Source organism: Rhizobium binae, assembly GCF_017357225.1.
GTDB lineage: Bacteria > Pseudomonadota > Alphaproteobacteria > Rhizobiales > Rhizobiaceae > Rhizobium > Rhizobium binae.
Map to the genome: position 1 here is coordinate 1,767,925 of NZ_CP071604.1, position 18,448 is coordinate 1,786,372.

Annotated in this window: 15 protein-coding genes; 14 read left to right on the top strand and 1 reads right to left on the bottom strand. The window is 60.5% G+C overall.

What is annotated here, in order from left to right; translation table 11 throughout:
* Positions 1-159 precede the first annotated feature (159 nt).
* Together rpoB and rpoC are read left to right on the top strand one after the other, a co-directional pair.
* Positions 160-4,299 carry a DNA-directed RNA polymerase subunit beta gene (gene rpoB, locus J2J99_RS08540; protein WP_168302220.1) on the top strand — a complete coding sequence of 1,380 codons (4,140 nt, stop codon included), beginning with the start codon at positions 160-162 and terminating at the stop codon, positions 4,297-4,299.
* 188 nt (positions 4,300-4,487) lie between these two features.
* The gene (gene rpoC, locus J2J99_RS08545; protein ID WP_168302219.1) at positions 4,488-8,696 is read left to right on the top strand and encodes a DNA-directed RNA polymerase subunit beta'; all 4,209 of its coding nucleotides are present in this window, start codon (positions 4,488-4,490) and stop codon (positions 8,694-8,696) included.
* Between the two features lie 166 nt (positions 8,697-8,862).
* Here the strand turns inward: rpoC and J2J99_RS08550 are convergent, their stop codons facing one another.
* On the bottom strand, positions 8,863-9,156 hold the full coding sequence (locus tag J2J99_RS08550) for a hypothetical protein (RefSeq protein WP_003587200.1): 294 nt from the start codon (positions 9,154-9,156) through the stop codon (positions 8,863-8,865).
* Positions 9,157-9,655: 499 nt separating this feature from the next.
* Between J2J99_RS08550 and rpsL the strand changes: the two genes are divergently transcribed.
* The 12 genes from rpsL to rpsC all read left to right on the top strand — a co-directional run bounded on the left by rpsL (position 9,656) and on the right by rpsC (position 18,428).
* Positions 9,656-10,027, top strand: a complete 372-nt coding sequence (rpsL, locus tag J2J99_RS08555) for a 30S ribosomal protein S12 (RefSeq protein WP_003547537.1) — start codon at positions 9,656-9,658, stop codon at positions 10,025-10,027.
* 77 nt (positions 10,028-10,104) lie between these two features.
* Positions 10,105-10,575 carry a 30S ribosomal protein S7 gene (gene rpsG, locus J2J99_RS08560; protein ID WP_004669085.1) on the top strand — a complete coding sequence of 157 codons (471 nt, stop codon included), beginning with the start codon at positions 10,105-10,107 and terminating at the stop codon, positions 10,573-10,575.
* A 29-nt stretch (positions 10,576-10,604) separates the two neighbouring features.
* Positions 10,605-12,704, top strand: coding sequence for an elongation factor G (gene fusA, locus J2J99_RS08565; RefSeq protein WP_064682261.1), 2,100 nt, complete (start codon positions 10,605-10,607; stop codon positions 12,702-12,704).
* Positions 12,705-12,772: 68 nt separating this feature from the next.
* A complete protein-coding gene (tuf, locus tag J2J99_RS08570) occupies positions 12,773-13,948 on the top strand; it encodes an elongation factor Tu (RefSeq protein WP_207600958.1) in 1,176 nt (391 codons plus the stop codon).
* 304 nt (positions 13,949-14,252) lie between these two features.
* Positions 14,253-14,561, top strand: coding sequence for a 30S ribosomal protein S10 (gene rpsJ / locus J2J99_RS08575; RefSeq protein WP_003547547.1), 309 nt, complete (start codon positions 14,253-14,255; stop codon positions 14,559-14,561).
* Positions 14,562-14,594: 33 nt separating this feature from the next.
* Entirely contained in the window at positions 14,595-15,236 is a 642-nt protein-coding gene (rplC, locus tag J2J99_RS08580) for a 50S ribosomal protein L3 (protein WP_004674916.1), read from the top strand.
* A gap of 13 nt (positions 15,237-15,249) precedes the next feature.
* Positions 15,250-15,870 (top strand): 50S ribosomal protein L4, encoded by a 621-nt coding sequence (rplD, locus tag J2J99_RS08585; RefSeq protein ID WP_037138168.1) that lies wholly within the window; start codon positions 15,250-15,252, stop codon positions 15,868-15,870.
* On the top strand, positions 15,867-16,160 hold the full coding sequence (locus J2J99_RS08590) for a 50S ribosomal protein L23 (RefSeq protein ID WP_003547550.1): 294 nt from the start codon (positions 15,867-15,869) through the stop codon (positions 16,158-16,160). Before rplD ends, J2J99_RS08590 begins: the two co-directional genes overlap by 4 nt.
* 11 nt (positions 16,161-16,171) lie before the next feature.
* On the top strand, positions 16,172-17,008 hold the full coding sequence (rplB, locus tag J2J99_RS08595; RefSeq protein ID WP_168301512.1) for a 50S ribosomal protein L2: 837 nt from the start codon (positions 16,172-16,174) through the stop codon (positions 17,006-17,008).
* A 15-nt stretch (positions 17,009-17,023) separates the two neighbouring features.
* The gene (rpsS, locus tag J2J99_RS08600; protein WP_003573797.1) at positions 17,024-17,302 is read left to right on the top strand and encodes a 30S ribosomal protein S19; all 279 of its coding nucleotides are present in this window, start codon (positions 17,024-17,026) and stop codon (positions 17,300-17,302) included.
* 2 nt (positions 17,303-17,304) lie between these two features.
* Positions 17,305-17,694 carry a 50S ribosomal protein L22 gene (gene rplV, locus J2J99_RS08605; RefSeq protein WP_064801907.1) on the top strand — a complete coding sequence of 130 codons (390 nt, stop codon included), beginning with the start codon at positions 17,305-17,307 and terminating at the stop codon, positions 17,692-17,694.
* Positions 17,694-18,428 (top strand): 30S ribosomal protein S3, encoded by a 735-nt coding sequence (gene rpsC, locus J2J99_RS08610; RefSeq protein WP_003573793.1) that lies wholly within the window; start codon positions 17,694-17,696, stop codon positions 18,426-18,428. Before rplV ends, rpsC begins: the two co-directional genes overlap by 1 nt.
* Positions 18,429-18,448: the final 20 nt, after the last annotated feature.

Below are 18,448 nucleotides of genomic sequence, written 5' to 3' on the forward strand. Positions count from 1 at the left end.
TCTTCAAAAGGATAGTCTCGCACCGAGGGCAGCACAGCAATCCGAGCTGGGCGTTTTCGGGAGTCGGACGAGATTGAACTACCCATTGATTGACGGGGTCGACTGGCCATCGGTTCCCGTCCGTTGCAGGCCCGGGTGCAAGATTTTGAAGGAGCGACGATGGCTCAGACCCTTTCGTTCAACGGTCGCAGGCGCGTACGCAAGTTTTTTGGTAAGATCCCCGAAGTCGCAGAAATGCCGAACCTCATCGAGGTCCAGAAGGCGTCCTACGACCAGTTTCTGATGGTGGAAGAGCCGAAGGGCGGGCGGCCCGACGAGGGTCTTCAGGCCGTCTTCAAGTCGGTTTTCCCGATCACAGATTTCTCCGGCGCCTCGATGCTGGAATTCGTATCCTACGAGTTCGAGCCGCCGAAGTTCGACGTCGACGAATGCCGCCAGCGCGACCTGACCTATGCCGCGCCGCTGAAGGTGACGCTGCGCCTCATCGTATTCGATATCGACGAGGATACCGGCGCAAAGTCGATCAAGGACATCAAGGAACAGTCCGTCTACATGGGCGACATGCCGCTCATGACCAACAACGGCACGTTCATCGTCAACGGCACCGAACGCGTCATCGTCTCCCAGATGCACCGTTCGCCGGGCGTCTTTTTCGACCATGACAAGGGCAAGAGCCATTCATCCGGCAAGCTGCTCTTTGCTGCCCGTGTCATTCCCTATCGCGGCTCCTGGCTCGATATCGAATTCGACGCCAAGGACATCGTCTACGCCCGCATCGACCGCCGCCGCAAGATTCCGGTGACGTCGCTGCTGATGGCGCTCGGCATGGACGGCGAGGAAATCCTCGACACCTTCTACACGAAGTCGCTCTACAAGCGCGACGGCGAAGGCTGGCGCATTCCCTTCAAGCCGGAAACGCTGAAGGGCGCCAAGGCGATCACCGAGATGGTCGACGCCGATACCGGCGAAGTCGTCGTCGAAGCCGGCAAGAAGCTCACCCCGCGTCTGCTGCGCCAGCTTTCCGACAAGGGCCTGAAGGCGCTGAAGGCTGGCGACGACGATCTTTACGGCAATTACCTCGCCGAAGACATCGTCAACTACTCGACGGGTGAAATCTATCTCGAGGCCGGCGACGAAATCGACGAGAAGACGCTCGGCATCATCCTGTCGAACGGTTTCGACGAGATCCCGGTTCTCGGCATCGACCACATCAATGTCGGCGCCTACATCCGCAACACGCTGGCGGCTGATAAGAACGAGAACCGTCAGGACGCTCTGTTCGACATCTACCGCGTCATGCGTCCGGGTGAACCGCCGACCATGGAATCGGCCGAAGCGATGTTCAATTCGCTGTTCTTCGATGCGGAGCGTTACGACCTCTCCGCCGTCGGCCGCGTCAAGATGAACATGCGTCTCGACCTGACCGTCGAAGACACCGTCCGCATCCTGCGCAAGGACGACATCCTGGCCGTGGTCAAGATGCTGGTCGAACTGCGCGACGGCAAGGGCGAGATCGACGACATCGACAACCTCGGTAACCGCCGCGTCCGCTCGGTCGGCGAACTGATGGAGAACCAGTACCGTCTCGGCCTGCTGCGCATGGAGCGCGCGATCAAGGAACGCATGTCCTCGATCGAAATCGACACGGTCATGCCGCAGGATCTGATCAACGCCAAGCCCGCTGCCGCAGCCGTGCGTGAATTCTTCGGTTCCTCGCAGCTCTCGCAGTTCATGGACCAGGTCAACCCGCTCTCGGAAATCACCCACAAGCGCCGTCTCTCGGCTCTTGGCCCGGGTGGTCTGACCCGCGAGCGCGCCGGCTTCGAAGTCCGCGACGTCCATCCGACCCACTACGGGCGCATCTGCCCGATTGAAACGCCGGAAGGCCCGAACATCGGTCTGATCAACTCGCTTGCGACCTTTGCCCGCGTCAACAAGTACGGCTTCATCGAAAGCCCGTACCGCCGCATCGTCGACGGCAAGGTGACGAATGACGTGCTCTACCTCTCTGCCATGGAAGAGGCGAAGTACTACGTCGCCCAGGCCAACGCCGAGATGAACCCTGATGGTTCCTTCGTCGACGAATTCGTCGTCTGCCGTCATGCCGGCGAAGTCATGCTTGCGCCGCGCGACAGCATGAACCTGATGGACGTCTCGCCGAAGCAGGTCGTTTCGGTCGCTGCGGCACTCATCCCGTTCCTGGAAAACGACGACGCCAACCGCGCCCTCATGGGCTCGAACATGCAGCGTCAGGCCGTGCCGCTGCTGCGTGCCGAAGCCCCGTTCGTCGGCACCGGCATGGAGCCGATCGTCGCCCGTGACTCCGGTGCCGCCATCGGCGCCCGCCGCGGCGGCGTGGTCGACCAGGTCGACGCGACCCGTATCGTTATCCGCGCCACGGAAGACCTCGAAGCCGGCAAATCCGGCGTCGATATCTACCGTCTGCAGAAGTTCCAGCGTTCGAACCAGAACACCTGCGTCAACCAGCGTCCGCTGGTCACCGTCGGTGACGTCGTCAACCGCGGCGACATTCTCGCCGACGGTCCGTCGACCGATCTCGGCGACCTGGCGCTCGGCCGCAACGCGCTCGTCGCGTTCATGCCCTGGAACGGTTACAACTACGAAGACTCGATCCTGCTCTCCGAGCGCATCGTCGCCGACGACGTGTTCACTTCCATCCACATCGAAGAATTCGAAGTGATGGCGCGCGACACCAAGCTTGGTCCTGAGGAAATCACCCGCGATATTCCGAACGTTTCGGAAGAAGCGCTGAAGAACCTCGACGAAGCCGGCATCGTCTATATCGGCGCCGAAGTTCAGCCGGGCGATATCCTCGTCGGCAAGATCACGCCGAAGGGCGAAAGCCCAATGACGCCGGAAGAAAAGCTTCTGCGCGCCATCTTCGGCGAAAAGGCCTCCGACGTGCGCGACACCTCCATGCGCATGCCGCCCGGCACCTACGGCACGATCGTCGAAGTTCGCGTCTTCAACCGCCATGGCGTCGAGAAGGACGAGCGCGCGATGGCGATCGAGCGCGAAGAGATCGAGCGTCTTGCCAAGGACCGCGACGATGAGCAGGCGATCCTCGACCGTAACGTCTACGGCCGTCTGATCGACATGCTGCGCGGCCAGATCTCGATTGCCGGCCCGAAGGGCTTCAAGAAGGGCACCGAGCTTTCGAACGCCGTCGTATCCGAATACCCCCGCTCGCAGTGGTGGATGTTCGCCGTCGAGGACGAGAAGGTCCAAAGCGAGCTCGAAGCGCTCCGCGGCCAGTACGATGAGTCCAAGTCGCGCCTTGAGCAGCGCTTCATGGACAAGGTCGAAAAGGTCCAGCGCGGCGATGAAATGCCTCCTGGCGTCATGAAGATGGTCAAGGTCTTCGTCGCTGTGAAGCGCAAGATCCAGCCGGGCGACAAGATGGCCGGCCGTCACGGGAACAAGGGCGTGGTCTCGCGCATTGTGCCTGTCGAGGACATGCCGTTCCTTGAAGACGGCACGCATGTCGACGTCGTTCTGAACCCGCTGGGCGTGCCTTCGCGCATGAACGTCGGCCAGATCCTGGAAACGCATCTGGGCTGGGCTTGCGCCGGCATGGGTCGCCAGATCGGCGAATTGATTGAAGTCTACAAGGCGAACGGCAATATCGAGCCGCTACGCAAGACCATCGGCGATGTCGTCGGTGCCGGCCCGAAGGCCGAGCAGGTCCATGAATTCGATGATGAGTCGGTTCTGCGTCTTGCCGACCAGTGGAAGCGCGGCGTCTCGATCGCAACGCCTGTTTTCGACGGTGCCCACGAAGGCGACGTCAACGACATGCTGCGTCTGGCGGGTCTCAAGGACACCGGCCAGTCGACGCTCTATGACGGTCGTACCGGCGAGCAGTTCGACCGCCAGGTCACGGTGGGCTACATCTACATGCTGAAGCTCAACCACCTGGTCGACGACAAGATCCACGCCCGCTCGATCGGTCCTTACTCGCTCGTCACCCAGCAGCCGCTGGGCGGCAAGGCGCAGTTCGGCGGTCAGCGCTTCGGCGAAATGGAAGTCTGGGCGCTCGAAGCCTACGGCGCGGCCTATACGCTGCAGGAAATGCTGACGGTGAAGTCGGATGACGTCGCCGGCCGCACCAAGGTTTACGAAGCCATCGTCCGCGGAGACGATACGTTCGAAGCCGGTATTCCGGAAAGCTTCAACGTTCTCGTCAAGGAAATGCGCTCGCTAGGCCTCAGCGTCGAGCTTGAGAACACCAAGCTTGACGAGGCGCAGGCAACTCAGCTGCCCGACGCGGCCGAGTAAGCATTGATAGGGCGTGCGCTGCCATACGGCGCACGCCGGTCCCGCCGGACGCCGCATCCATGTCGGCCCGGAAGGGAAGTTTCGCCGCATCTTGCGGTTATTCTCGTTTAAGCGAGGGAGGCGGCTCCCGGGAAATTGCCGCTGACCATCGCATTTTGAGGGCGCTTTAGCCCATGAAGGAGACAGGCATGAACCAAGAGGTCATGAATCTTTTCAATCCGCAGGTGCCTGCACAGAATTTCGATTCCATTCGGATTTCGATCGCGTCTCCGGAGAAGATCCTCTCCTGGTCCTACGGTGAGATCAAGAAGCCGGAAACCATCAACTACCGCACGTTCAAGCCGGAACGCGACGGTCTGTTCTGCGCGCGCATCTTCGGGCCGATCAAGGACTACGAATGCCTGTGCGGCAAGTACAAGCGCATGAAATACAAGGGCATCATCTGCGAAAAGTGCGGCGTCGAAGTCACGCTATCGCGCGTTCGCCGTGAGCGCATGGGCCATATCGAGCTCGCCGCTCCCGTCGCCCACATCTGGTTCTTGAAATCGCTGCCGTCACGCATCTCGACGCTGCTCGACATGACGCTGAAGGATGTCGAGCGCGTCCTCTATTTCGAAAACTATATCGTCACCGAGCCGGGCCTGACGGCACTCAAGGAGCACCAGCTTCTCTCGGAAGAAGAGTACATGCTCGCCGTCGACGAATACGGCGAAGACCAGTTCACCGCGATGATCGGCGCCGAGGCGATCTACGAGATGCTGGCCTCGATGAACCTTGAGAAGATCGCCGGCGACCTGCGCTCCGAGCTTGCCGACACGACGTCGGATCTCAAGCAGAAAAAGCTGATGAAGCGCCTGAAGATCGTCGAGAACTTCATGGAGTCCGGCAACCGCCCGGAATGGATGATCATGAAGGTCGTCCCGGTCATTCCGCCGGATCTGCGTCCGCTGGTTCCGCTCGACGGCGGCCGTTTCGCGACGTCGGATCTGAACGATCTCTATCGCCGCGTCATCAACCGTAACAATCGTCTGAAGCGCCTGATCGAGCTTCGCGCGCCGGGCATCATCATCCGCAACGAAAAGCGCATGCTGCAGGAATCGGTTGACGCGCTGTTCGACAACGGCCGCCGCGGCCGTGTTATCACCGGCGCCAACAAGCGTCCGCTGAAGTCGCTCTCCGACATGCTGAAGGGCAAGCAGGGCCGCTTCCGCCAGAACCTGCTCGGCAAGCGCGTCGATTATTCCGGCCGTTCGGTCATCGTCACCGGTCCGGAACTGAAGCTGCACCAGTGCGGTCTGCCGAAGAAGATGGCGCTCGAGCTCTTCAAGCCGTTCATCTATGCCCGTCTCGACGCCAAGGGTTACTCCTCGACCGTCAAGCAGGCCAAGAAGCTGGTCGAAAAGGAAAAGCCAGAAGTCTGGGATATCCTCGACGAGGTCATCCGCGAGCATCCGGTTCTCCTGAACCGCGCGCCGACGCTGCACCGCCTGGGCATCCAGGCCTTCGAACCCACCCTGGTCGAAGGCAAGGCGATCCAGCTGCACCCGCTCGTCTGCACGGCCTTCAACGCCGACTTCGACGGCGACCAGATGGCCGTTCACGTGCCGCTGTCGCTCGAAGCCCAGCTCGAAGCCCGCGTGCTGATGATGTCGACCAACAACATCCTGCACCCGGCCAACGGCGCGCCGATCATCGTTCCCTCGCAGGACATGGTTCTCGGCCTCTATTACCTGTCGATCCTCAACCAGAACGAGCCGGGCGAAGGCATGGCCTTCTCCGATCTCGGCGAGCTGCATCACGCGCTTGAAAACAAGGTCGTGACGCTGCACACCAAGATCCGCGGCCGTTTCAAGTCGATCGGCGAGGACGGCAAGCCCTACTCGAAGATCTATGAGACGACGCCCGGCCGTCTGCTCATCGGCGAACTGCTGCCGAAGAACGGCAAGGTTCCCTTCGATATCTGCAACCAGGAAATGACCAAGAAGAACATCTCCAAGATGATCGACACGGTCTACCGCCATTGCGGCCAGAAGGACACGGTCATCTTCTGCGACCGCATCATGCAGCTCGGCTTCGCCCATGCCTGCCGCGCCGGCATTTCGTTCGGCAAGGACGACATGGTCATTCCGGCCACCAAGGCGAAGATCGTTGCCGACACCGAAAACCTGGTGAAGGAATACGAGCAGCAGTACAATGACGGCCTGATCACCCAGGGCGAGAAGTACAACAAGGTTGTCGACGCCTGGGGCAAGGCGACCGAAAAGGTCGCCGAAGAGATGATGGCCCGCATTAAGGCTGTCGAATTCGATGAGAACACCGGCCGTCAGAAGCCGATGAACTCGATCTACATGATGTCCCACTCCGGCGCCCGCGGTTCTCCGAACCAGATGCGCCAGCTGGGCGGCATGCGCGGCCTCATGGCCAAGCCGTCGGGTGAAATCATCGAGACGCCGATCATCTCGAACTTCAAGGAAGGCCTGACCGTCAACGAGTACTTCAACTCGACGCACGGCGCCCGCAAGGGCCTGGCAGATACGGCTCTGAAGACCGCCAACTCCGGTTACCTGACCCGCCGTCTCGTCGACGTCGCGCAGGATTGCATCGTCACGCATGTCGATTGCGGAACCGAAACCGGTCTGACGATGACGGCGATCGTCGACGCCGGCCAGGTCGTCGCCTCGCTCGGCGCTCGTATCCTCGGTCGCACGGCGCTCGACGACATCGATCATCCGGTCACCGGCGAGCGTATCGTCGATGCCGGCAAGATGATCCTCGAGCCCGATGTCATCGAGATCGAGAAGGCCGGTATCCAGTCGATCCGCATCCGCTCGGCGCTGACCTGCGAAATCCAGACGGGTGTCTGCTCGGTCTGCTACGGCCGCGATCTTGCGCGCGGTACGCCGGTCAACATGGGCGAAGCCGTCGGCGTCATCGCCGCGCAGTCGATCGGTGAGCCGGGAACCCAGCTCACCATGCGTACCTTCCACCTTGGCGGTACGGCAACCGTGGTCGACCAGTCGTTCCTCGAAGCCTCGTACGAAGGTACGGTGCAGATCAAGAACCGTAACGTCCTGCGCAACTCGGAAGGCAGCCTCGTTGCCATGGGCCGCAACATGACCGTCCAGATACTGGACGAGCGTGGCGTCGAGCGCTCCTCGCAGCGTGTCGCCTACGGTTCGAAGCTGCATGTCGACGAAGGCGACAAGGTCAAGCGCGGCCAGCGTCTGGCCGAGTGGGATCCTTACACCCGTCCGATGATGACCGAAGTGGCCGGTACCGTTCAGTTCGAAGACCTCGTCGACGGTCTCTCCGTTCTCGAAGCGACCGACGAATCCACGGGTATCACCAAGCGTCAGGTCATCGACTGGCGTTCGACCCCGCGCGGTTCGGACCTCAAGCCGGCGATCGTCATCAAGGACGCCAGCGGCAATGTCGCCAAGCTGTCGCGTGGCGGTGATGCACGCTTCCTGCTCTCGGTCGACGCCATTCTGTCGGTCGAGCCGGGCACGAAGGTCTCCCAGGGTGACGTTCTCGCCCGTTCGCCTCTCGAAAGCGCCAAGACCAAGGACATCACCGGTGGTCTGCCGCGTGTTGCCGAGCTTTTCGAAGCGCGCCGTCCGAAGGACCACGCCATCATCGCAGAGATCGATGGTACGATCCGCCTCGGCCGCGACTACAAGAACAAGCGTCGCGTCATCATCGAGCCGGCGGAAGACGGTGTCGAACCGGTCGAATATCTGATCCCGAAGGGCAAGCCCTTCCACCTTCAGGACGGCGACTATATCGAAAAGGGTGATTACATCCTCGACGGTAACCCGGCTCCGCACGACATCCTGGCGATCAAGGGCGTAGAGGCACTTGCTTCCTACCTCGTCAACGAAATCCAGGAGGTCTACCGTCTGCAGGGCGTTGTCATCAATGACAAGCACATCGAGGTGATTGTCCGTCAGATGCTGCAGAAGGTGGAAATCACCGATGCGGGTGACTCGACCTATATCGTCGGCGACAATGTCGACCGGATCGAGCTCGAGGACGTCAACGACCACCTGATCGAACAGGGCAAGAAGCCCGCCCATGGCGATCCGGTTCTGCTCGGCATCACCAAGGCGTCTCTGCAGACCCCGTCCTTCATCTCGGCCGCATCCTTCCAGGAGACGACCAAGGTGCTGACGGAAGCGGCGATTGCCGGCAAGACGGACGGCCTGCAGGGTCTGAAGGAAAACGTCATCGTCGGCCGTCTCATCCCGGCCGGTACCGGTGGCACAATGACCCAAATCCGCCGTATCGCCACCTCGCGCGACGAGCTGATCCTCGAAGAGCGTCGCAAGGGCACCGGTGCAGCCGTTGCCACTCCGATGCTGCAGGACATGGCTGAAAAGGCCCCGGCTGCGGAATAATCCGCAGCCGTCGACCACCAACCTGGTGGCACGCGAATTGAAAAAACCGCCCGGAGCGATCCGGGCGGTTTTTCGTCTTTTACCTGCATTCGTAGGTTGGGGAAGGGAAGGTGCTGCTTCCGCTTTATGCTGCCTTTGCGACCCGCAGCGTCAGCGGCGACTCCCTTCAGTTGAAACGGATGATGGCGACCTCGCCGTCGACGGCGCCCTGATAGGCAGAGGCGTGCGGCTCTTCGGCGGGCACCTCGGTCAGCATGCCGATCTGGTCCAGATCGGCCTCGATGAAGCCTTCCTCGGCGAGGGCGTTCAGGGCCTCGCGGACGGCTGTGTCGTCGTCGGGCGCCTTCAGCATGATGTGCAGGTCGATGCCTTCGCTGTCGTCGGACTCGTAGCCTTTGCCGATGATGATGAAGACCATTGGTCCGTCGAAATTATTGTCGTTATCAGGTGTCGTAATCATCGCCTGTCCTTCGGCTCTTTGACGATTCGGTCGCTCGAATCCTGTTGTGAGGGCCGTACGCCGCAATTACTGATTCCTTAACTGCTTTTGCCGCAATGCCCAAGTTTTTATCTTGGTGCACGGCCGTGATTTCGTCTAGAAGGATGAAATCAGGGCGTTAGGCCCGCAGATCAAGGCGATGCGGCGAGTTTATTTCTTAACCGCCCTTGACGGGAGGGGTGGAAACCAGTAGTACCCCGCCCATCAGATCCCATGTGAGGCTTGGCTGTTCGGGGCGACGCGCCCTGAAGTTCACCTCAAACAAGGTTCTAAACGCACGTTGAAGTCATGATGCTGCACGCATGACGCATAATTTCATGCGTCCTCTGCTCTTTGTGGTCCATCTGCGGAAGCGGATCGGGCCATATTTTGCGCATTGAGCCGAAAACATGCGCCATTGCCGGAGACGGCGCGAGTTCAAGCCCGCAAGGGTACTGAGATAAACGTAAGGGATGGTTGAATGCCTACCGTAAACCAGCTGATCCGCAAGCCTCGCCAGGCGAACGTAAAGCGTAATAAGGTTCCCGCTCTCCAGGAGAACCCGCAGAAGCGCGGCGTTTGCACGCGCGTCTACACGACGACGCCGAAGAAGCCGAACTCGGCGCTGCGTAAGGTCGCCAAGATCCGCCTGACCAACGGCTTCGAAGTCATTGGTTACATCCCCGGTGAAGGTCACAACCTTCAGGAACACTCCGTCGTGATGATCCGCGGCGGCCGCGTCAAGGACCTTCCGGGTGTCCGTTACCACATCATCCGCGGCGTTCTCGATACCCAGGGTGTCAAGAACCGCAAGCAGCGCCGCTCCAAGTACGGCGCGAAGCGTCCGAAGTAATTCGGTTTCGAATAGTCCGGCGCTGCGCGAGGTCCTCCGCGTGATGAAGCGCCTTAACGGTTGAAGAGACGAAAAGTATGTCCAGACGTCATAAAGCAGAAAAGCGCGAGATCAATCCGGATCCGAAGTTCGGCGATCTCGTTGTCACCAAGTTCATGAATGCCATCATGCTCGATGGCAAGAAGTCCGTTGCTGAAAACATCGTCTATGGCGCGTTCGACGCCGTTCAGGGTAAGTCCAAGCAGGAGCCGCTTTCGGTTTTCCATTCTGCTCTCGACAATATTGCCCCGCACGTTGAAGTTCGCTCGCGCCGCGTCGGTGGTGCGACCTATCAGGTTCCGGTCGACGTTCGTCCGGAGCGCCGCCAGGCCCTCGCCATTCGCTGGCTGATCGCCGCCGCCCGCAAGCGCAACGAAACGACCATGATCGATCGTCTTTCCGGCGAACTGCTCGATGCGTCCAACAACCGCGGCTCCGCCGTCAAGAAGCGCGAAGACACGCACAAGATGGCTGACGCCAACCGCGCGTTCTCGCACTATCGCTGGTAATTCCGAACGGTATCGAAAGGCAGTCCACAATGGCTCGCGAATATAAGATCGAAGACTACCGCAATTTCGGTATCATGGCGCATATCGACGCCGGCAAGACCACGACCACCGAGCGTATCCTTTACTACACCGGCAAGTCGCACAAGATCGGCGAAGTCCACGACGGCGCAGCCACCATGGACTGGATGGAGCAGGAGCAGGAGCGTGGCATCACGATCACCTCTGCTGCCACCACGACCTTCTGGAAGGGCCGTGACGGCAAGATGCGCCGCTTCAACATCATCGACACTCCCGGCCACGTCGACTTCACCATCGAAGTCGAGCGTTCGCTGCGCGTCCTCGACGGTGCGATTGCTCTTCTCGACGCCAACGCCGGCGTAGAGCCGCAGACGGAAACCGTCTGGCGTCAGGCTGAGAAGTACAATGTTCCGCGCATGATCTTCTGCAACAAGATGGATAAGACCGGCGCCGACTTCTACCGCTCCGTCGAGATGATCAAGACCCGTCTCGGTGCGACTGCTGTCGTCATGCAGCTGCCGATCGGCGCCGAAAGCGATTTCAAGGGCGTTGTCGACCTGGTCGAGATGAACGCTCTGATCTGGCGCGACGAATCGCTCGGCGCCCAGTGGGACGTCGTCGAAATCCCGGAAGACCTGAAGGCCAAGGCTGAAGAATATCGCGAAAAGCTGATCGAGACGGTTGTCGAGATCGACGAAGCTGCGATGGAAGCTTACCTCGAAGGCAACATGCCCGACAACGACAAGATCCGCGAGCTCGTTCGCCGCGGCACGATCGACGTCAAGTTCCATCCGATGTTCTGCGGCACCGCCTTCAAGAACAAGGGCGTTCAGCCGCTGCTCGACGCCGTTGTCGACTACCTGCCGTCGCCGCTCGACATTCCGGCCATCAAGGGCATCGACTTCAAGACCGAAGCCGACATCGAGCGTCATGCAGATGACGCCGAGCCGCTTTCCATGCTGGCGTTCAAGATCATGAACGACCCCTTCGTCGGTTCGCTGACCTTCGCCCGCATCTATTCCGGCAAGCTCGAAAAAGGCTCCTCGGTTCTGAACACGGTCAAGGACAAGCGTGAGCGCGTCGGCCGCATGCTGCAGATGCACTCCAACTCGCGTGAAGACATCGAAGAAGCCTTTGCAGGCGACATCGTTGCTCTCGCCGGCCTCAAGGAAACCACCACTGGCGATACGCTCTGCGATCCGCTGAAGCCGGTTATCCTCGAGCGCATGGAATTCCCTGAGCCGGTTATTCAGATCGCCATCGAGCCGAAGTCCAAGGGCGACCAGGAAAAGATGGGCCTCGCGCTCAATCGCCTGGCTGCCGAAGACCCGTCCTTCCGCGTGAAGACGGATCAGGAATCCGGTCAGACGATCATTGCCGGCATGGGCGAACTGCACCTCGACATCATCGTCGACCGCATGCGCCGCGAGTTCAAGGTTGAAGCAAACGTCGGCGCGCCGCAGGTTGCTTACCGCGAAACCATCACGCGCCAGACCGAAGAAGACTACACGCACAAGAAGCAGACCGGTGGTACCGGCCAGTTCGCGCGCGTCAAGATCATCTTCGAACCGAACCCGGAAGGCGAAGATTTCAAGTTCGAGTCCAAGATCGTCGGTGGTTCTGTTCCGAAGGAATACATCCCGGGCGTTCAAAAGGGCATCGAAAGCGTGCTGTCTTCGGGTCCGCTCGCTGGCTTCCCGATGCTCGGTGTCAAGGCGACGCTCATCGACGGCGCCTTCCACGACGTCGACTCGTCGGTTCTGGCGTTCGAAATCGCTTCCCGCGCCTGTTTCCGTGAAGCAGCGAAGAAGGCTGGCGCTCAGCTCCTCGAGCCGATGATGAAGGTCGAAGTCGTCACTCCGGAAGATTACGTCGGCGACGTTATCGGCGACCTCAACTCCCGCCGTGGCCAGATCCAGGGTCAGGAAAGCCGCGGTATCGCTGTCGTCATCAGCGCCAACGTTCCGCTGGCGAACATGTTCAAGTACGTCGACAACCTGCGCTCCATGTCGCAGGGCCGTGCTCAGTACACGATGACCTTCGATCACTATGCGCCGGTCCCGTCGAACGTCGCAACCGAAATCCAGGCAAAGTATTCCGGTCAGAAGTGACCGGAATACCAATTGACCGATAACAAGAATTAGATCCCCTCGGGGACTAGCAAAACGGAGAGCCGAAAATGGCAAAGAGTAAGTTTGAGCGCAACAAGCCGCACGTCAACATTGGCACGATCGGCCACGTTGACCATGGCAAGACGTCTCTGACGGCAGCGATCACGAAGTACTTCGGTGAGTTCAAGGCGTACGACCAGATCGACGCGGCTCCGGAAGAGAAGGCGCGCGGCATCACGATCTCGACGGCGCACGTCGAATATGAGACGGCGAACCGCCACTACGCGCACGTCGACTGCCCCGGCCATGCCGACTACGTGAAGAACATGATCACCGGTGCTGCGCAGATGGACGGCGCGATCCTGGTTTGCTCGGCGGCCGACGGCCCGATGCCGCAGACGCGCGAGCATATCCTGCTGGCCCGCCAGGTCGGCGTTCCGGCGATCGTGGTATTCCTGAACAAGGTCGACCAGGTTGACGACGCCGAACTGCTCGAGCTGGTTGAGCTCGAAGTTCGCGAACTGCTGTCGTCCTACGACTTCCCGGGCGATGACATTCCGGTCATCAAGGGTTCGGCGCTTGCTGCTCTTGAAGATAGCGACAAGAAGATCGGCGAAGACGCGATCCGCGAACTGATGGCAGCGGTCGACTCCTACATCCCGACGCCTGAGCGTCCGATCGACCAGCCGTTCCTGATGCCGATCGAAGACGTGTTCTCGATCTCCGGCCGCGGCACGGTCGTGACCGGCCGCGTCGAGCGTGGCATTGTCAAGGTTGGCGAAGAAGTCGAGATCGTCGGCATCCGTCCGACCTCGAAGACGACGGTGACCGGCGTTGAAATGTTCCGCAAGCTGCTCGACCAGGGCCAGGCCGGCGACAACATCGGCGCACTGGTTCGCGGTGTGAACCGTGACGGCGTCGAGCGTGGCCAGATCCTGTGCAAGCCGGGTTCGGTCAAGCCGCACAAGAAGTTCATGGCAGAAGCCTACATCCTGACGAAGGAAGAGGGCGGCCGTCATACGCCGTTCTTCACCAACTATCGTCCGCAGTTCTACTTCCGCACGACGGACGTGACCGGCATCGTGACGCTGCCGGAAGGCACGGAAATGGTCATGCCGGGCGACAACGTCACGGTTGCCGTCGAGCTGATCGTTCCGATCGCGATGGAAGAAAAGCTGCGCTTCGCCATCCGCGAAGGCGGCCGCACCGTCGGCGCCGGTATCGTCGCCTCGATCGTCGAGTAATTCCTTCGGCCGCTCCGGCGGAGTGGCCGATTCGATGACATTATTATGAAGCAGGCGGCGCAAGTCGCTTGCTTATTACACAGAAATATAGCAAATGGCGCGCGAGCGCGATTTGCGTACTGCTTCGGATGACGAAGTGGTGACTAAACAACCAATTAAGGTGGGCGAGAAGGCCCTGAAGACTAGATAGGGTTCCGCTTCGGCGCCCTCTCGATCTTTGAAACCGGTGGTCCGCCTTAGGAAGAAAGAACAACCCGTGTCTTGTTCACAGACATGTGGAAAACAAACACAAGGATAACGTCGAATGAACGGCCAAAATATCCGCATTCGCCTGAAGGCGTTCGATCACCGGATTCTCGATGCTTCTACGCGCGAGATCGTGTCGACGGCGAAGCGCACCGGTGCAAGCGTCCGGGGCCCCGTTCCGCTTCCGACCCGCATCGAGAAGTTTACGGTCAACCGGTCCCCGCACATCGACAAGAAGAGCCGCGAACAGTTCGAGATGCGCACGCATAAGCGCCTTCTCGACATCGTAGACCCGACCCCGCAGACGGTGGACGCGCTGATGAAGCTCGATCTCGCCGCCGGTGTCGATGTTGAGATCAAGCTCTGAGCTTGCTCGAGCTGAGTTGGAAGGATTGAACCGATGCGTTCAGGTGTGATTGCACAGAAGGTGGGAATGACCCGCGTCTACAACGACGCCGGCGAGCATGTCCCGGTAACGGTACTGCGTATGGACGGCTGCCAGGTCGTTGCCACGCGCACTGTCGAAAAGAATGGCTATACCGCAGTTCAGCTCGGTGCAGGCCAGGCGAAGGTGAAGAACACGTCGAAGGCGATGCGCGGCAACTTTGCCGTCGCCAACGTCGAGCCGAAGGCCAAGCTCGCAGAATTCCGCGTCTCGGAAGACAATCTGCTCGAGATCGGCACCGAGCTTAAGGCAGGTCACTTTGCAGCCGGTCAGCTCGTCGACGTGACGGGCACGACGATCGGTAAGGGTTTTGCCGGCGCCATGAAGCGCCACGGTTTCGGCGGTCTGCGCGCCACGCACGGTGTGTCGGTTTCGCACCGCTCGCACGGTTCGACCGGCTCGCGCCAGGATCCGGGCAAGGTTTTCAAGAACAAGAAGATGGCTGGTCACATGGGCCAGACGCGCGTCACGACACAGAACCTGGAAGTGGTTTCGACCGACGAAGATCGCGGTCTGATCCTGATCAAAGGTGCTGTTCCCGGTTCCAAGGGTGCCTGGATCATCGTGCGCGACGCCGTCAAGTCGGCCGCGAAGTAAGGGAGCCAGATCAATGGAATTGAACGTCAAGACCCTCGAGGGAAAAGACGCCGGGAAGGTTTCCCTTTCGGACGAAATTTTCGGCCTCGAGCCCCGTGAAGACATTCTCGCCCGCGTCATACGTTGGCAGCTTGCCAAGAAGCAGCAGGGCACGCACAAGGCAAAGGGCCGCGCTGAAGTTTCGCGCACCGGCGCCAAGATGTACAAGCAGAAGGGTACGGGCCGCGCTCGTCACCATTCGGCTCGTGCTCCGCAGTTCCGCGGCGGCGGCAAGGCCCACGGCCCTGTAGTCCGCAGCCACGAGCACGACCTTCCGAAGAAGGTTCGCGCGCTTGGCCTTCGCCACGCCCTTTCGGCCAAGATCAAGGCCGATGACGTCATCGTCATCGATAACCTGGTTGCTGCCGAAGCCAAGACCAAGGTTCTCGCGTCCGCTTTCGAGACGCTCGGCCTGACCAACGCCCTCTTCATCGGCGGCGCAGAGCTTGACGGCAACTTCAAGCTCGCAGCTCAGAACATCCCGAACATCGATGTTCTGCCGATCCAGGGCATCAACGTTTACGACATCGTGCGCCGCGGCAAGCTCGTGCTTTCCAAGGCTGCGGTTGAAGCGCTAGAGGAGCGATTCAAGTGACCGATCTCCGCCACTACGATGTGATCGTCTCCCCGGCGATCACCGAAAAGTCCACGCTGGTATCCGAGAACAACCAGGTTGTTTTCAATGTCGCCAAGCAGGCGACGAAGCCGGAAATCAAGGCTGCGGTCGAGGCGCTGTTCGGCGTCAAGGTCACGGCCGTCAACACTCTGCTGCGCAAGGGCAAGACCAAGCGGTTCCGCGGTTTTGTCGGCAAGCAGAAGGACGTGAAGAAGGCTGTCGTGACGCTGGCTGAAGGCCAGACGATCGACGTCTCCACCGGTCTCTGAGGAATAAGAAAATGGCATTGAAAACATTCAATCCGACGACCCCGAGCCAGCGTCAGCTGGTCATCGTGGACCGCTCCTCGCTCTACAAGGGCAAGCCGGTCAAGGCGCTGACGGAAGGTCTGACCAAGAGCGGCGGTCGTAACAACCTCGGCCGTATCACTGCCCGCTTCATCGGCGGCGGTCACAAGCGCAGCTACCGTCTGGTCGACTTCAAGCGTCGCAAGTTCGATGTCGAAGGCACGGTCGAGCGTATCGAATACGACCCAAACCGCACGGCTTTCATCGCGCTGGTGAGCTATGCCGACGGCGAACAGGCCTACATCATCGCTCCGCAGCGTCTTGCTGCCGGCGACAAGATCATCGCTTCGGAAAAGGCTGTCGACGTCAAGCCCGGCAACACCATGCCGCTGCAGTACATCCCGGTCGGCTCTATCATCCACAACGTGGAAATGAAGCCGGGCAAGGGCGGTCAGATCGCCCGTTCCGCCGGTTCCTACGCGCAGCTCGTCGGTCGTGACCAGGGCATGGCGATCCTTCGCCTTAACTCCGGCGAACAGCGTCTGGTCAGCGGCATCTGCCTCGCTTCGATCGGCGCCGTCTCCAACCCGGACCACGCCAACATCAACGACGGCAAAGCCGGTCGTACCGTCTGGCGCGGGAAGCGTCCGCATAACCGCGGTGTTGTCATGAACCCGGTCGACCATCCGCACGGCGGTGGTGAAGGCCGCACCTCCGGGGGTCGCCATCCGGTGACACCGTGGGGCAAGCCGACCAAGGGCAAGCGCACCCGGTCGAACAAGTCGACCGACAAGATGATCATGCGCTCGCGTCATCAGCGTAAGAAGTAAGAGAGGAAGTCTCCAATGGCTCGTTCAGTATGGAAAGGTCCGTTCGTTGACGGCTATCTTCTCAAGAAGGCTGAGAAGGTTCGTGAAGGCGGACGTGCAGAAGTGATCAAGATCTGGAGCCGTCGCTCCACGATCCTGCCGCAGTTTGTCGGTCTTACCTTCGGCGTCTACAACGGCAGCAAGCATATCCCGGTCAGCGTCAATGAAGACATGGTCGGCCACAAATTCGGTGAATTCTCTCCGACCCGCACCTACTACGGTCACGGCGCGGACAAGAAGGCGAAGAGGAAGTAACAATGGGCAAGGCAAAAGCCGAACGCCGGCTGAAGGACAACGAGGCGCAAGCAGTCGCCCGCACGCTCCGCGTCAGCCCCCAGAAGCTCAACCTGGTTGCTGCGGCTATCCGCGGCAAGAAGGTCGAGCGAGCACTCGCTGAGCTGGAGTTCTCCCGCAAGCGCATCGCGGGCGCCGTCAGGAAGACGCTCGAATCCGCGATCGCCAACGCCGAGAACAACCACGATCTCGACGTCGACGCTCTCGTCGTCGCCGAGGCCTATGTGGGCAAGTCGATCGTCATGAAGCGCTTCCACGCTCGTGGCCGCGGTCGCGCGTCGCGCATCGAAAAGCCCTTCGCGCACCTGACGATTGTCGTTCGTGAAGTGCAGGCAGCAGAGGAGGCCGCATAATGGGTCAGAAAATCAATCCGATCGGTTTCCGTCTCGGCATCAATCGTACCTGGGATAGCCGCTGGTTCGCGGACAATGCCGAGTATGGCCAGCTGCTGCACGAAGACCTGAAAATGCGCAAGTTCGTCATGAGCGAACTGAAGCAGGCCGGGATCTCCAAGGTGGTCATCGAGCGTCCGCACAAGAAGTGCCGCGTCACGATCCACTCGGCTCGTCCGGGCCTGATCATCGGCCGCAAGGGCGCCGACATCGACAAGCTCCGCAAGAAGCTGTCCGATATGACCAACTCGGAAACGCACCTCAACATCGTCGAAGTGCGTAAGCCCGAAGTCGACGCAACGCTGGTCGCTCAGTCGATCGCCCAGCAGCTCGAGCGCCGCGTGGCTTTCCGCCGCGCCATGAAGCGCGCCGTTCAATCCGCGATGCGTCTTGGCGCCGAAGGCATCAAGATCACCTGCGCCGGCCGTCTCGGCGGTGCGGAAATCGCCCGTACGGAATGGTACCGTGAAGGTCGCGTGCCGCTGCACACGCTGCGCGCTGACATCGACTACGGCACGGCAGAAGCAGAAACCGCATTCGGTATCTGCGGCATCAAGGTCTGGATCTTCAAGGGCGAAATCCTTGAGCACGATCCGATGGCTTCCGAACGTCGCGCGCTGGAAGGCGACGCACAGGGTCCGGCAAGCCGCGAACGCGACCGTGGCGATCGTCGCCGCGAACGCGACAACGCGTAATTAGCGCTGGCGAAAGATAA